Below are 15,798 nucleotides of genomic sequence, written 5' to 3'. Positions count from 1 at the left end.
AAGGTATAAAAATGTATGTTTATTGTGATGTGATGTTTTATGATAGCAAAACAAATGAGACTGTATTAATGAAACAAAACAACGAATTAAAACGATTAGAAGGAAAACCACTTTCTTGGTTAAATAAGTGGTGTCTAGCTGCTGGTTCATCTTTAAAAGGAAGAGAAGATAGTTTTAAATATTTATGTGGTATTAGACAAAAACCATGTATTCTAGTCAATGAAGTCGATCTAGTATTATTTTTACCAACTCATTCTATTCATTCAAAAGATTGTGTTTATGTGCAATACAAGATAATTAACAAAATCATGACAACAGATGATAACAAAACCATTCTCTTAACAAAAGAGGGGTTTCGTTATGAATTAGATAGTGATTCAAGAATTCTAAAGAAGCAATATAAACGAGCAACAGACTATCTAATTAAATTACATTTAATAGAACGAAAATTCATATTTATCAGATAATAACCATGGTATAATATCATGGGTGATAAATTTGAATACAGATAGCATACTTTATTTATTATTATTCTTGTTTATTTTGGTGTTTATTGGCATTGGTATTTTAATTTATGTTGTTAGTAGAAATAACATGAAGCAACAATATTTTATCAAAGATACGATTCGGCAATCAAAGATTGAAACATCAGAAGAAATGGATAATTTAAAAACAAAAATGATGGAAGATTTAATTTTCTTTCAAACCAATATTGTAAATTCAATGAAAGGTGATTTCAATCAATTAAATGAAAACACGGTCACACGTTTGGTAAATATTGAAACTAAAGTAAATGAGAGTTTGCTTCAAGGATTTGATAGAACCAATAAAGCATTTACAAATATTCTTGAACAAATGGCAAGAATTGATGAAACGCAACAAAATTTAAAGTCACTTTCATCAAATATTACAAGTTTACAAAATGTTTTAACTGATAAGAAAACTAGAGGTACTTATGGAGAGATAGAGCTTTATTCTATTTTAGAAAATGTATTTGGAAACAATGAAAATCGTTTTTCTAAACAAGTGAAATTATCCAATGGTTCAATAGCAGATTGTGTACTTCATGCACCCTCACCACTAGGAGAGATTGTTATTGATTCTAAATTTCCTTTAGAGAATTTCAATAGAATGTATGATGAGCAGACTTCTTCGCAAGAATTAATTCGTGTTAAGAATGAATTTAGAAAAGATGTAGCAAAGCATATCAAGGATATTAGTAGTAAATATATTATTCAGGGTGAAACCGCGGAAATCGCATATATGTTTATTCCAGCAGAAGCAGTTTTTGCAGAAATATATGGTCACTATGATGATTTGATTCAATTGTCATATCAATCTAAAGTTTTCCTTGTATCACCAACAACCTTAATGGCATATATTACTGCTATAAAAGCAATCTATTTAGGTCAAGAACGAAATGATAGGGTTGTAGAAATACAAGAAGAATTCATTAAACTATCAAAAGAATTTGAACGCTTCCAAGACCGCTATATGGCAGTTACTAAAGATTTTGATAAGACATACAAAGATATGCAATCAGTAAGTATCACAAGCGACAAAATTATCAAAAGATTCAAGCAAATAGAATCTGTCCAATTAGATGAGGAAAAGCCAGTAAGAAGACTTTTAGAGGAAGACGAAGATGGATCAGAAGAAAATTAGAAATTTTATCCGCACAATCACTATTGTTATATTTTCATCATTAATTTATTCAATATCAATGAATGCCTTTGTTGAAGCGGGTAATTTGTTTCCTGGAGGATTTTCAGGAATTTCATTATTGATTTCTCGTTCTGCTAAAGCATTCTTCAATGTCAATATTTCATTTTCGGTTTTATATTTCTCTTTAAATATTTTAGTAACCATTTTGGTATATAAATATGTGGGTAAAATGTTTATTACATATTCTATATTATGGTTTACTTGTACAAGTATATTCACTTCAATTTTACCCGAATTTCCATTAACGCAAGATCTATTATTAATCACAATTTTTGGTGGTATTTTGAGTGGGTTAGGAATGTCCATTGCACTTAGAAATAATGCTAGCAGTGGAGGATTGGATTTTATAGCAATCTATGCATCAAGCAGATTTAATGTGTCTACTTGGAATTATGTCTTTATGTTCAATTCAGGAATTCTAGTCATTGCAGGTTTATTGTTTGGTTGGAATCAAGCGTTATATTCAATCATCTTTCAATTCTGTAGTACACAAATCATTAATGAATTACACACACGATACAAACTAAAAAACTTATACATTATAACAACAACACCTGACGAAGTATGTGAAGCTATTTTTAGAAATACACGTCACGGTATTACAAAATTATGGGGTGAGGGTGCATATTCTCATCAACCACGGTGCTTTATGTTTATGACAATCAATGCTTATCAAGTTAATGAAGTCGTTGAATCGATATTACTTGCAGATCCAAAAGCATTTATTAACGTAGCAAATAGTGATCGTATTGTAGGAAATTACTATCAAAAGCCATTAGAGTAAAAAAAGAATTGGTTATCGAATTTCGATACCAATCTTTTTTTGTACTTTCATTAATTTTTTATGTGCCATAGCGCGTGCTTTATTAGCACCATCTTCAAGAACTTTTTCAATTTCTCCACTAGCCATGATTTCATTATATCGACTTTGGATCATTTCAAGTTCACTAACAACAACATCTGCAACAGCTTTCTTGAAGTCACCATAACCAGCATGTTCAAATTGTTTTACTAACTCATCAATTGGTGTTCCTGTTAAACTTGACATGATTTCGAGTAAGTTAGAAATACCGGGTTGATTTTGTGGATCATAATTCACTTTTGCTAAATTATCTGTTACTGCAGACATTACTTTTTTACGAGCTGCCTTTAAGTCGTCCAATAAATGGATACATCCTTTATCACCTTTATCAGACTTACTCATTTTCTTAGTTGGTTCACTTAGTGACATTATGCGTGCACCAACAGTAGGTACAATTGGTTCAGGCACTTTGAATAATTCTGTTTCATAACGATTATTGAAACGTAAAGCCAAGTCACGTGTTAATTCAACATGTTGTTTTTGATCTTCTCCAACAGGTACATAATCAGGATCATAAATTAAGATATCAGCTGCCATTAAAGAAGGGTAGGTATAGAGACCTCCAGTAAGGTTTGTTTCTCCTTTTGCTTGTTTATCTTTGAATTGAGTCATACGGTTTAATTCACCCATATAAGTTGAACAACACATAATGAATCCAAGTTGTGCATGTTCCATTACATCTGATTGTAAGAAAATCGTGCTACGATTTGGATCTAAACCACAAGCTAGATACAATGCGATTGCATCTTTTAAATTCTTTTTTAGTTCAATTGGATCTTGCGGTACTGTTATGCAATGTAAGTTTGCGATAAATACAATCATTTCATATTCATCTTGATACTTTACAAAGTTTCTTAGTGCTCCAATGTAATTTCCAAGTGTCAATTGCCCACTTGGTTTAATTCCGCTCAACATTTTTTTCATTTGCTTTGTCCTCCTAAAATAAAAAAGCATCCTCATGAAAGGACGCTTGAACGTGGTACCACCTGACTTATTCTCATAATTGAGAATCACTTCTAGATAACGGTTAGTTTCCGTAAATGACTCATGCCATTTAATGCTCCAAAGTCCCATTTCATTAAATCATGTATTATGGTTTTCACCAGCCACCATATCTCTAAATAGTACATCATTTAATTACTTATCTTTTTCAACGCTAACTATATTTAAGCACTTTTCTTCTTTCTAATCAAGAGTCCAACTGCAATTAATACCAAGGTAATCAACATGTAGACATTAAATTTAGGTCTTGTAATGCCACCGTAAAGAATGATTAATGAACCCAAGATTGCTAAAACTGGGTAGATAAAGCGTCCTGCAAAAGAATTTGTTTTAACTCTATCTGGTCGAAGCAAGACTCCAAAATACATACAACACAAGAATAAATAGTTCATAACAATAGGTAAGTCATCAATTGCTAATCCTTCAAACATAGATAATCCATACACTGCAGCACCATCTAAAGATAGAAAATGGAAGGATAAGAAGATTAAGTTAATAACAAAACATACTAGACTTGCATTAATTGGTGTATCAAATTTTTTATTGATTTTAGCAATGGTTTTACTAAATGGAATTTCGCCACGCACCGCAAGGGCATAAGGTGTACGAATGTAACCAAGTATTAATCCATTGAGAGTTCCAAGTACAGAGAGTACAATAAACAATAAAACAATTTTAATTCCCCAAGGTCCTAAGATAGCATTTGAAATACTTGAAATAGGATCAACACCTGCTAATAAAGCATCTGGTCCTAAGAAGGCGCATACACCACAGAAATAAAGCAGATACAAAGCAATAATAATCATAGGTGCAATGACAAGTGCTCTTGTTAAATTCTTTTGTGGATCTTTTATTTCATGTGCAATACTTGGTGCTATCATCCATCCATCCGTTGCGAAGGCTACAGCAATCACCGCAGTAAGAAACCCTGTAGAAGTTGTTACATAATTTGGATTGGGTGCAATTACTGTTGTTGGGCTTCCTAATAAAAGACCAGCTATTGATAAAACTAATAGTGCAAATATTTTAGCGAACATAGCAAAACTTTGAAATTTACTAGCATTCTTTGTTTGAAATGTATTGATTGCATAATAGAAAACTAGATAAACAACTGCTAGTGGCCAAATTGCTGGGTTAAAATCACCAGTAGTTAATAAATTAGGTAAACCAAATAGGCCGAAGGTATAATTAGCACCTACCCATGCAATAACTGCAATAATTGCAGGATAGTAAATTATTGATTGAAACCAACCAGCTAAAAAGCCGAGTATTTCTCCCCAACTTGTTTCACAATAGGAGACAAGACCACCGATATTATTATCATTGGAAGAGTATTGAGAAATCGTTAATCCTCCAAATATAATTCCTAAAGCTGCTACAACAAATGCAAGGATCCCCATAATCACATTACCATTTGTATTTTGAATAATGACTGGCGTTTTAAAGAAAATTCCTGAACCAATGACGATACCAACAATCATGGCAATGGTCGTTAAAAGGCCGAATTTTCTTTTTGGTAAATTGGGTATATTGTTATTCATATTAAATCTCCTCTTTCTCTAAATATATAAAAAAAGTCATATTTGTCAACATATTTCTATACGTATGCTAAACTTTATTGTATAATTATTAATAGATGGAGGTATTCTATGATCGTTGTATACACTTCTCCTGGCTGTGCATCATGTAGGAAAGTTAAGAATTGGTTGAAAGAGAGAAACTTACCCTTCGTTGAGAAAAATATATTTACAACCTTGCTAAATGAAGTGGAAATTAAACATTTACTTCAAAGAAGCGAAAATGGAACGGAAGACATAATTTCGAAACGTTCTAAAATCATGCAAGAAGATAAGATAGATTTAGACCTGTTATCTCTAAACGAACTTGTAAAATTTATCCAAAAGAATCCATCTATTCTAAAGCGTCCTATTATCCTAAATGAATCAGTATTCCAAGTAGGATATGACGAAGAAGAAATAGATGCATTCATTCCACATGAACTTAGAAAATTGGCAGTTTTCTCTTGTAACACATCTTGTCCAAATTTTGATGGCTGCGGGAAAGTCCGTGAAACAGAAGAGTAGAGCTATTTATTTAGCTCTACTTTTGTATTATAATAGGAAGGCAATGAGGTGTTAATGTGAAAATATTAGTTGGTTTATCAGGTGGGGTTGATTCCGCTGTTTGTGCATATTTATTAAAACAACAAGGACATGATGTAACTTGTGCTTTTATGCGTAATTGGGATGCACTTGCGAATAATGATGTTTTAGGGAATCCTACTCTTGAAAATGATGTATGTCCACAAGAGAGTGATTGGATGGATGCAAAAAGTGTTGCAGATACACTAGGTCTAGAACTTTTACGTGTGGATTTTGTAAAAGAGTATTGGGATGATGTTTTTATGACTTTTATTAATGAATACAAAAAGGGTAGAACGCCAAATCCAGATATCTTATGTAATAAATACATTAAGTTTCAAAGTTTCTTTGAATTTGCAAAGAAGCATGGTTTTGATTGGGTAGCTACAGGACATTATGCAAAGGTAGTTCATCAAGAGAATGGATCATTTATGTATAAAGCAGATGATGACAACAAAGATCAAAGTTATTTCTTGTGCCAAATCAATCCAGAAGCATTGAAACATACTTTATTTCCACTAGGTGATATAGATAAACCAGAGGTAAGACGTATCGCTTCAGAATTGAATCTTACAATCGCAGCAAAGAAAGATTCTACTGGAATTTGTTTTATTGGTGAAAGAAATTTTAGAGAATTTCTTAAAAACTATTTACCTGCAAAACAAGGAAAAATTATTGATATTGAAACAAACAAAGAATTAGGACCACATGATGGTGTATTGTATTATACAATTGGACAAAGAAAAGGGTTAAATATTGGTGGTGCTGGCGGACCTTGGTTTGTTGTAGGAAAAGATGTAACGACAAATGAACTCTACGTTGCAAGTGGAGAAGATAACAAATGGTTACGATCTACTCGTTGCATTGTACGTGGTATGAATTGGTTGGCAAGTCATGACTTTGATACATTGGATTGCCAAGCGAAATTCAGATATCGCCAAAAGGATAATGAAATTAAGCTTCATATTCTCGATGAAGACACTGTGGAGTGTATTTATCCTCATGGAATTAAATCTGTAACACCAGGTCAAGAAGCTGTTTTCTATAAAGATGGTTTGGTGCTTGGTGGAGGTGTTATCGATGAAGTTTATCAAGATGAAGAAGATTTATTTAAGAAAATAATTCGTGAGAGAATGTTATGTTTGAAATAAAGAATAAAAATAAAATAATTGTTTTGATTCAATACTTAATAGGATACTTAGTTGTTTATCCTATTTTATTAGGTTTCCTTGCATCGTTTGCATACAAGATAATAGGAGTAGATATTTCTTATGGAATTCAACTGGTATTTTATGTTGCATTTCTTCTCTATTTTTGTTATTTATGTAAACCTTTATTATTAGAGATGAAGGTATCACTAAAAGAACGATTTGGTTCAATATTAAAGATAACAGGTAAAAATGTACTTTATTCTTATTTGTTAAACTATGTTATTAATATGTTTTTACTTTATTTCACTTCACAAACATCTTCAGCAAATCAAGTGAATATCGAATCACAACTTTCATCAACGCCTTTATTGATTGTGTTTGTGGCAGTAATATTTGCACCATTTGTCGAAGAGTTTGTATTTAGAGGTGTTATCTATAAACATATTGAAGAAAGAAAAGGGTTTTGGATTGCCGCGCTTGTTAGTTCGTTTTTATTTGGTGGAATGCATGTTTTCTTTTCCATTTTCTCATTAAACTTTGTTGATTTACTCTTTGCTTTTCCTTATATGGTGCAAGGGTTTATGATTGCGAAGAATTATCGCGATACACGAAGTTTTGCAGGAGCATGGATGTTTCACTTTATTAATAATTTCGTAGCGGTAGCAGTTTTATTACTCTTAGGGTAATCTATGGAAAAAATCACAGGGAAGTTCACACATACAATTTATCGACATGACGAGTCCTATTTTACAGTGGCTCGTTTTGAACTTCACTCTTTGGATGAAAAAGGAATCATTGTTACAGGCTATTTACCAACTATCGATGATTTGGATCTTCTTTATGAATTAGATGGAGATTATATTGAACATCCCAAGTATGGTATGCAATTTAGTATAAAAGCTTATCGTAAAGTTACACCTACTGATACTGACTCCATTGTACGTTATTTATCAAGTCCTTTGTTTGAGGGAATTGGGAAAAAGTTTGCAGAGAAAATCGTTGATATTTTAGGTACAAACTGCATCGATATGATAAAAGAAGATGTATCTTGCTTAGATCAAATCCCAAAAATGACAGATAAGAAAAAAGAGTCATTGATGAAAGGATTATCTTCAAACCAGGATTCATTTGAAGAAGCTTTGCAATTCTTTACGATGCATGGACTAGGTATAAGGAACATCATTCGTCTAAACCGTGCTTATGGTAGTGATTCGATAAAGAAGATATCAGAGAATCCATACCGCGTTATTGAAGAATGTGATGGATTTGGATTTAAGACTGCGGATAAAATTGCGTTATCTATGGGTTATGAATTAGATCATCCTTATCGTGTTGAAGCCTTTTTAGCAACACTTGCGATGGATTGTTGTATGCGTACGGGTAATAGTTATGTCTTAGATGAGGTACTTCAGGTTGAATTTATAAAGGCTTGTAAACAAATTGAAGTCAACTATGAAGAATATAGAAATTTATTGATTAAAAAAAGAAGACTTGTACAAGAAGAAAATCGTATTTATCCAGTAACTCAGTTTGATGCAGAAAATGGAATTCAAGGTTTCTTGAGTTTGTTTCCTTATGAAAAACTTGATCCCTATAGTGAAGAATTACTAAATGATTCTCTACAAGAGATTCAAGAAAAGTTAAATATTGAATACGATCCAAAACAAATGGAAGCAATCCATTCTTTTATCTCTCAAGATATTATGATTCTTACAGGTGGGCCAGGTACTGGTAAGACAACTGTTGTTCGTGGAATGGTATCCATCTTTAAGAAACTATATCCTTTAGCCAATATCGCTTGTTGTGCACCCACTGGAAGAGCAGCAAAACGATTAGCTGAATTAACTGAGGTGGATGCATATACAATTCATAGTTTACTGCAATGGGATTTAGAATCAAATACGTTTGGTAAAAATGCTAATGAACCATTATTTATTGATTTATTGATTGTTGATGAATTCTCCATGGTTGATAATTGGTTATTTTATAATTTAGTTCAAGCATCTGTTCATGTTAAAAAGATATGTATTATTGGTGATGAGAATCAATTGCCAAGTGCTTCACCTGGTTGTTTGCTAAAGGATTTAATTGATTCTAATTTATTTCCAGTAATACGACTTGAACATATATTTAGACAACAAGATGGCTCTGATGTAATTGAACTTGCTGCTCAAATTAGAGAAGGTCATTTGGATTTTACTAAGTTAAAAAATGATGTTGCTTTCTTTAATGCGAGTCAATATGATGTAAAAGATATGGTAGTTAAGATTGTCCAGAATGCCTTAGACAAAGGATATGACTTAAAAGATATTCAAGTTTTAGCATGTATGTATTCCGGTGTCGCTGGAATTGACCGCTTAAATAATGCACTACAAAATTGTTTTAATCCTCAAGATTCAAGCCGTCGTGAATGGAAGGTAGGGTATCGAACCTTTAGAGAGAATGATAAGATTCTTCAATTAAAAAATCAACCTGATGATGATGTATATAATGGCGATATTGGAACACTGATTGAAATTATTTATCCAATTGAAGATCCAAACAATACAGTTCGTTTTATTGTTGATTTTGAAGGTATCTATGTTGAATATTCACCTGAAACATTTGAAAGAATTACGCATGCATATTGTATCTCTGTTCATAAGAGTCAGGGAAGTGAGTATCCAATTGTCATCTTGCCTCTTATTTCACAACATCGCCATATGTTGAAGAAAAGCTTGGTTTATACAGCAGTAACTCGTGCAAAGAAGTCGCTTGTACTACTTGGAAGTGAATCCATTGCATTAGAAGCGTGCCATACAATTGAGAAAAGAAGAGAGACAACACTAATTAAACGATTAAAAGGAATTTTGTAGATGAAAAAAAGTTCTAGAGAGACTAATCATTCTAATAGAATTTCACGAAAAGCTTAAAAAATACAAAATACTAAATTAAAGACAAGAATGTCACATGATATTTTTGTCTTTTTATTTAGTTTAGATAGATTATTAATATCGGTATGATTAAGGAACAGCTTTATCACTTGTAATTCAGTCATGATCTAGCCACTATTAATGGATAGTAGCATTTCTGTCGAGTATGCAAAAACAGCTAATCTTTATAAGACGAGCTGTTCTTCAAATAGGAAGTTATTTGTATTGATTGTATTTCAGTACATATTCAAGTCTTTTAAAAAGCTTAGTGTAACATCTTTAGCAACAATAGATGCTTTTTTACAATTGTTTTCAAAGTTTTGCTTGCCAATATGATTAGCTGTATCTGTAATTGAACGGATTGCAATAAAAGGTATCTTATTTACGTGACATACATGAGCAATACTTGCTGTTTCCATATCAACTGATAGTGGGGAATATTTTGCATTGATGACATCTCTTCCATCATCTTCAATAAATTTTTTTCCTGTAACCATTCGACCAAAATAAATCTTAGGATGATTGCTAAAAACATTTTTTGCAACATCAAGTAAATACTTGTCAGCATCAAAATAAATGGAAGGTAGCCATGGATGAAATTCTGTTAATATCCCATCATCTACGTCATGATAAGCAATTTGCGTAGAGATAACAGTATCAAAAAGTTCTATTTTCTCATTCATTCCACCAGCAACACCTGCATTTATAATCATAGTGACATTGTAAAAATCAATTAATATTTGTGATGCAATGGCGGCGTTGACCTTACAAACACCACTGTATAATAAAACAACGGGAATATCATCTATCAGACCTTCATAAAATTTTAACATTGCTTTATTGGATACTTTAACATTTTCCAAATGCAATAAAAATGGAGCTAGCTCTTCATCACCTGCACATAGAATACCTATTTTTTTCATGCGATGCACATCACTTTTTTTAATCCTATTATATTGATAAGTATCTGTCAAATTTTACTAGAAAAATTTTTTAGGAAAGTATATTTGTTTTATTCTTACATGTAATTTAATTAGTTGTTATTCTGCATGAAAGTGTAAATATAGCTTTATGTCAAACAATTTTATTGATAAGAGAAGTAATACAAATACATCATTTAAGTTGAATTTTCAATCTAAAGTGGTAAAATATAAAACATATGTGAGGTAAACTAATGAGAGAATTTAAAGTAGAACTAATACCTATTCTCATGGGTAAAGTAGAAAAAGAATTTCGTTCGAAGTTAAATGATGAATTAAAGGATTCTCCTGCTAAAGGAAAGGATGTAGTTTATTTATTAATTCTTTCGCAATATGAAGGTTGTACACTAAAAGATTTAACCGAGTTAAGTAGTTTTGATAAAGCGTATACAACCAATGCAATTAAAAAGTTGGGTGAACTAGGGTTTGTATTCTGTGATAAAAAAAATGCTGATTCACGGAAATTTTCAATCTATTTAACAGATGAGGGAAAAGCATATGTTAAATTTGTAAATGAAAAGGCGAATAAAATTCGTAAGGATATTTTTAGTTTTCTAACTGACGCCGAAATTGATTCGATGAATCATATCGCAATGAAAATAGGAGACTATTTTTGGAGGAAATAGTATGAAATTAGGTTTTGATATAGGATCAACAACCATTAAATGTATTTTGTTTAATGATGAAAAAGAAATTATTTATAAGAATTATCGAAGACATTATTCAAAGATTAATGAAGCCTTGTATGAAGAGTTACAAGCGATATCTAACCAGGTTGAGAATATTTTAGATAGTAAAATGGAAGTAGCAATTTCTGGATCTGCAGGTATGGGTTATGCAGAAGTGATTCAATTACCTTTTGTCCAGGAAGTCTATGCAACCAAAGTAGCTGTAAATGAATATTTAAATGAAGCTGATGTTGTGATAGAACTTGGTGGTGAAGATGCGAAGATTCTTTTTTTAAGTGATGGTTTGGAAGTAAGAATGAATGGTTCTTGTGCAGGTGGTACGGGAGCATTTATTGATCAAATGGCAACTTTATTAAATAGTACGCCAGACGAAATGAACATTCTTGCAAAGGATCACTCAAAAATTTACTCTATTGCATCACGTTGTGGTGTTTTCGCAAAATCAGATATTCAACCACTTTTAAATCAAGGTGCTCAAAAAAATGATATCTCCGCAAGTATCTTCTATGCGATGGTTAATCAAACGATTGCAGGTCTTGCACAAGGTCGTGAATTAAAAGGAAACATTGTGTATCTTGGTGGCCCACTTACGTTTCTTTCTGAATTAAGAAATACATTTGATAAGGTATTAAAATGCAAGGGTAACTGTCCAAAAAATGCATTGTATTTTGTAGCACTTGGAACAGCACTCATGGCAAGTGAACCTATTTTATTTCAAGAGATGTTTGAAAGAGTAAAAAACTATGTTGCTTCTTTTAATTATATTTCAACACGTCCACTTTTTCAAAGTGAACAAGAATATGAAGAGTTTGCTAATCGTCATAATCAAAGTACAGTAAAAACAATTGAAAATAAAAATTATTCAGGGAATGTTTATTTAGGTATTGATGCTGGATCGACTACTGTGAAAATGACGGTTCTTGATGAAGAGGAAAACATTCTTTTATCAAGCTATCAATCCAATGAAGGAAGCCCTGTAGGTATCGTTAAGAATTTTCTTGAACAATTTTATGTTGAGTATCCACATGCAACCATCAAGTCTAGCGCTGTAACTGGGTATGGAGAAGAAATGTTGCGCAATGCATTATCACTTGATTTTGGTATTGTCGAAACAATCGCTCATTTTAAGGCTGCTAAGAAATTTAACCCGCAAGTTGATTTTATTATTGATATTGGTGGTCAAGATATCAAGTGTTTCAAAGTATTAAATGGTGTCATCGATGATATATTTTTAAATGAAGCTTGCTCATCAGGTTGTGGTTCTTTCTTACAAAGTTTTGCAGAAGTACTTGGTTATTCCATTGAAGATTTTGCAAAGATTGGTTTGTTTGCTAAAAATCCAGTTGATTTGGGATCACGTTGTACCGTATTTATGAACTCATCCATTAAACAAGCTCAAAAAGAGGGTGCCACAGTAGATAATATTTCGGCAGGTCTTTCAATGAGTGTCGTTAAGAATGCTCTATATAAGGTTATTCGTATTACAAGTGCCAAAGAATTAGGTAAAAATATCGTTGTTCAAGGTGGAACATTTTATAACGATGCTGTTCTTCGTGCCTTTGAATTAGAAATTGATGGTCATGTTGTTCGTCCAAATATTGCAGGTTTGATGGGTGCATATGGTGCTGCTTTGTATGCAAAGCAAAATCAAAAGGAGATATCAACGATTTTAACTTTAGAACAATTGAATGATTTTACACATGAAGTACAATCAATCAATTGCCAAGGTTGTAATAATCATTGTGCTTTAACAGTAAATACATTTGGTGAAGGTCGAAAGTATATTGGTGGAAATCGCTGTGAGAAACCAATTACCAATTTAACTCAATCTGACCAAGATAACATGTATGAATACAAACGTAATCTTCTCCAAGAATATCGTATGAAAAAAGTGGAACACAAAAAAGGTGTTGTAGGTATTCCATTAGTTCTTAATATGTATGAACTTCTTCCTTTTTGGACAAGTTTCTTTAACACTTTAGGAATTCAATGTGAGGTGACTGATTTTTCAACACATAGAATGTATTTAAAAGGACAGCATACAATACCATCCGATACCGCATGTTATCCCGCTAAACTTGTTCATGGTCACATCGAAGAATTATTGACCAAAGAAATTGACGCTATATTTTATCCATGCATGACTTACAACATTGATGAGTCACTTGGTGATAATCATTATAACTGTCCAGTTGTTGCTTATTACCCTGAAGTTATTCAAGCGAATGTATCAGAAATAAAGAATATATCTTTTATTTATGATTACATAGGCATTCATCGTCCAAAAGACTTTGCGAAGAAGATGACAAAGATATTAGGGAATACATTTAAAGGAATTCAATTAAAAGATGTTACCAAAGCAGTTGAAGCAGGTTTTAAGGAAAACAATATCTATTTTGATAAAATTCACTGTAAAGCAAAACAAATCATTGAAAATGCAGAAAAGAAGAATCAACCTGTAATAGTATTAGCGGGTAGACCTTATCATATTGATCCTGAAATTAATCATGGGATTGATAAATTAATTTTGTCGTGTGGCGCTGCCATCATTACTGAGGACAGTATTAGCCATTTATCAAAGAAAGTAAGTACAACGGTTTTAAATCAATGGACATATCATTCTCGTCTTTATGCAGCTGCAGATGTTGTAACACATCAAAAGAATCTTAATCTAATTCAACTTGTGTCTTTTGGTTGTGGTGTGGATGCGATTACTGCCGATGAAGTTCGATTGTTATTAAATAAAGGGAATAAAATCTATACGCAAATAAAAATTGATGAAATCACAAATTTAGGTGCAGTGAAGATAAGGCTGCGCAGTTTATTTGCAGCATTAAAGGATGGTGATAAAAATGACAGATCAACGAATTGAGTTTACTAAAGAAATGAAAGGGTACAAAATACTTGCACCCAATATGTTGCCAATTCATTTTTCACTTTTATGCAATGTTTTTAAAATTCATGGCTATGATGCTGAAATCTTAGAAAATGTAGGTCCTAGTGTTACGCAAAATGGATTAAAATATGTTCATAATGATACATGTTATCCAGCACTTTTAGTTATTGGTCAATTAATTGATGCATTAAATAGTGGCAAATATGATGTGAATAAAACAGCGTTAATGATTACGCAGACTGGTGGTGGATGTCGTGCTTCAAATTATATTCATTTATTACGCAAAGCTTTAGTTAAAGCAGGCTATTCACAAGTTCCTGTTATTTCATTGAATTTATCTGGTTTAGAAAAAAATTCTGGATTTAAATTCACTTTGAAAATGATTCGACAAGCATTAATGACTTTGATTTATGGGGATATGATTATGTTATTAAATAATCAAATCGAACCTTATGAAGTAATCAAAGGAGCATCAAAGAATAAAATACAATACTGGATTCAATACTTAACTGAAGAATTTAGTCAAGGTCGCGGATTGAGTTATAAAGATATGAAGAAGAACTTAAAATCAATTATTAATGATTTTGATACCATTGAAAAACGAAGTGAAGAGAAAATAAAAGTAGGTATAGTAGGTGAAATCTATATCAAATACTCAGCACTTGGTAACAATCATTTAGAAAAATTTTTGCTGGAGCAAAATTGTGAAGTGATGGTTCCAGGGGTTATGGGCTTTATGTTGTTTAAAGCAGATAACCGCATGGAAGATATCAAATTGTATGGAGGAAATCCAATCAAATATAAAGTTGTTTCTGTGTTATTCAATTACATTCAAAAACTTGAATCCGCAATGATTGAAGTAGTAAAAGAAAATGGTCATTTTCAACTCCCTTCTAGTTATATGCATTTGAAGAAGTTAATAAAAGGGTATGTTGGTTATGGTAACAAAATGGGTGAGGGGTGGTTATTGACTGCCGAGATGTTGGAGTTAATTGAATCAGGTTATAACAATATAGTTTGTGCTCAGCCCTTTGGCTGTCTTCCAAATCACATCGTAGGAAAAGGAATGACGCGTAAAATTCGTGAGCATTATCCAACATCCAATATTGTTCCAATTGACTATGATCCAAGTGCAACTCGTGTTAATCAAGAAAACCGAATCAAGCTGATGCTTGCGATTGCTAAAGAAAATGCAAATCAAATTTAGTATTTGTTGCAAAAGGCTTTAAATATGCTAAAATAATAAAGAAATCGAAGAAAAAGACGAGTAAATTAAATACGAGTTCTAGAGAGAAGATGGTTGGTGTAAATCTTCACAGTATTTTATTGAAGCTACTTTGGAGAGTGGTTAATACCCATCGTGAATCTCGCGTTAAGGATAATCAAGGTGCATATCACAACGATATGAATCAGGATGGTACCGCGTAACTTTTACGTTCC

13 protein-coding genes and 2 other annotated features (1 of these 15 running past the window's edge) are annotated in these 15,798 nt (G+C 32.1%); of the genes, 10 read left to right on the top strand and 3 right to left on the bottom strand.

The window, feature by feature from the left end; genetic code table 11:
• The first annotated feature begins 11 nt into the window (after nt 1–11).
• The 3 genes from B5D14_RS09675 to B5D14_RS09665 are packed head-to-tail and all read left to right on the top strand — an operon-like array spanning nt 12 to nt 2,509.
• Nucleotides 12–467 carry a competence protein ComK gene (locus B5D14_RS09675; protein WP_159443776.1) on the top strand — a complete coding sequence of 152 codons (456 nt, stop codon included), beginning with the start codon at nt 12–14 and terminating at the stop codon, nt 465–467.
• 31 nt (nt 468–498) lie between these two features.
• Entirely contained in the window at nt 499–1,665 is a 1,167-nt protein-coding gene (locus tag B5D14_RS09670; protein ID WP_200804804.1) for a DNA recombination protein RmuC, read from the top strand.
• Nucleotides 1,646–2,509 carry a YitT family protein gene (locus tag B5D14_RS09665; protein ID WP_078712427.1) on the top strand — a complete coding sequence of 288 codons (864 nt, stop codon included), beginning with the start codon at nt 1,646–1,648 and terminating at the stop codon, nt 2,507–2,509. Before B5D14_RS09670 ends, B5D14_RS09665 begins: the two co-directional genes overlap by 20 nt.
• Before the next feature lie 12 nt (nt 2,510–2,521).
• On the opposite strand, the gene trpS is transcribed toward B5D14_RS09665, so the two are convergent.
• Together trpS and B5D14_RS09655 are read right to left on the bottom strand one after the other, a co-directional pair.
• Nucleotides 2,522–3,511: a tryptophan--tRNA ligase gene (gene trpS, locus B5D14_RS09660; protein ID WP_078712426.1), complete on the bottom strand. Its 990-nt coding sequence runs from the start codon at nt 3,509–3,511 to the stop codon at nt 2,522–2,524.
• 35 nt (nt 3,512–3,546) lie between these two features.
• Nucleotides 3,547–3,750: a binding site (T-box leader), on the bottom strand.
• 3 nt (nt 3,751–3,753) lie between these two features.
• Nucleotides 3,754–5,130, bottom strand: coding sequence for an APC family permease (locus B5D14_RS09655; RefSeq protein WP_078712425.1), 1,377 nt, complete (start codon nt 5,128–5,130; stop codon nt 3,754–3,756).
• A 108-nt stretch (nt 5,131–5,238) separates the two neighbouring features.
• Between B5D14_RS09655 and spx the strand changes: the two genes are divergently transcribed.
• The 4 genes from spx to recD2 are packed head-to-tail and all read left to right on the top strand — an operon-like array spanning nt 5,239 to nt 9,736.
• Nucleotides 5,239–5,673: a transcriptional regulator Spx gene (gene spx / locus B5D14_RS09650; protein WP_078712424.1), complete on the top strand. Its 435-nt coding sequence runs from the start codon at nt 5,239–5,241 to the stop codon at nt 5,671–5,673.
• 56 nt (nt 5,674–5,729) lie between these two features.
• The gene (gene mnmA, locus B5D14_RS09645) at nt 5,730–6,881 is read left to right on the top strand and encodes a tRNA 2-thiouridine(34) synthase MnmA (protein ID WP_078712423.1); all 1,152 of its coding nucleotides are present in this window, start codon (nt 5,730–5,732) and stop codon (nt 6,879–6,881) included.
• A complete protein-coding gene (locus B5D14_RS09640; RefSeq protein WP_078712422.1) occupies nt 6,869–7,567 on the top strand; it encodes a CPBP family intramembrane glutamic endopeptidase in 699 nt (232 codons plus the stop codon). The genes mnmA and B5D14_RS09640 overlap by 13 nt, the downstream gene beginning before the upstream one ends.
• Before the next feature lie 3 nt (nt 7,568–7,570).
• The gene (gene recD2, locus B5D14_RS09635) at nt 7,571–9,736 is read left to right on the top strand and encodes an SF1B family DNA helicase RecD2 (RefSeq protein ID WP_078712421.1); all 2,166 of its coding nucleotides are present in this window, start codon (nt 7,571–7,573) and stop codon (nt 9,734–9,736) included.
• 293 nt (nt 9,737–10,029) lie between these two features.
• On the opposite strand, the gene B5D14_RS09630 is transcribed toward recD2, so the two are convergent.
• Nucleotides 10,030–10,716 carry a 5'-methylthioadenosine/adenosylhomocysteine nucleosidase gene (locus tag B5D14_RS09630; RefSeq protein ID WP_078712420.1) on the bottom strand — a complete coding sequence of 229 codons (687 nt, stop codon included), beginning with the start codon at nt 10,714–10,716 and terminating at the stop codon, nt 10,030–10,032.
• A gap of 251 nt (nt 10,717–10,967) precedes the next feature.
• Here B5D14_RS09630 and B5D14_RS09625 point away from each other — a divergent pair, with 251 nt between their 5' ends.
• The 3 genes from B5D14_RS09625 to B5D14_RS12375 are packed head-to-tail and all read left to right on the top strand — an operon-like array spanning nt 10,968 to nt 15,565.
• Nucleotides 10,968–11,399 (top strand): MarR family winged helix-turn-helix transcriptional regulator, encoded by a 432-nt coding sequence (locus B5D14_RS09625; RefSeq protein WP_078712419.1) that lies wholly within the window; start codon nt 10,968–10,970, stop codon nt 11,397–11,399.
• 1 nt (nt 11,400) lies between these two features.
• Nucleotides 11,401–14,334 (top strand): acyl-CoA dehydratase activase-related protein, encoded by a 2,934-nt coding sequence (locus tag B5D14_RS09620; protein WP_078712418.1) that lies wholly within the window; start codon nt 11,401–11,403, stop codon nt 14,332–14,334.
• On the top strand, nt 14,315–15,565 hold the full coding sequence (locus tag B5D14_RS12375; RefSeq protein WP_200804803.1) for a 2-hydroxyacyl-CoA dehydratase: 1,251 nt from the start codon (nt 14,315–14,317) through the stop codon (nt 15,563–15,565). Before B5D14_RS09620 ends, B5D14_RS12375 begins: the two co-directional genes overlap by 20 nt.
• 38 nt (nt 15,566–15,603) lie before the next feature.
• Nucleotides 15,604–15,798 (top strand) — a binding site (T-box leader); it runs 4 nt beyond the window's last position.

The organism is Anaerorhabdus furcosa (assembly GCF_900167375.1).
Classification (GTDB): Bacteria; Bacillota_I; Bacilli_A; order Erysipelotrichales; family Erysipelotrichaceae; genus Anaerorhabdus; species Anaerorhabdus furcosa.
The sequence above is the reverse complement of the archived record's forward strand: the minus strand, read 5'-3'. Positions and strand labels throughout refer to the sequence as shown.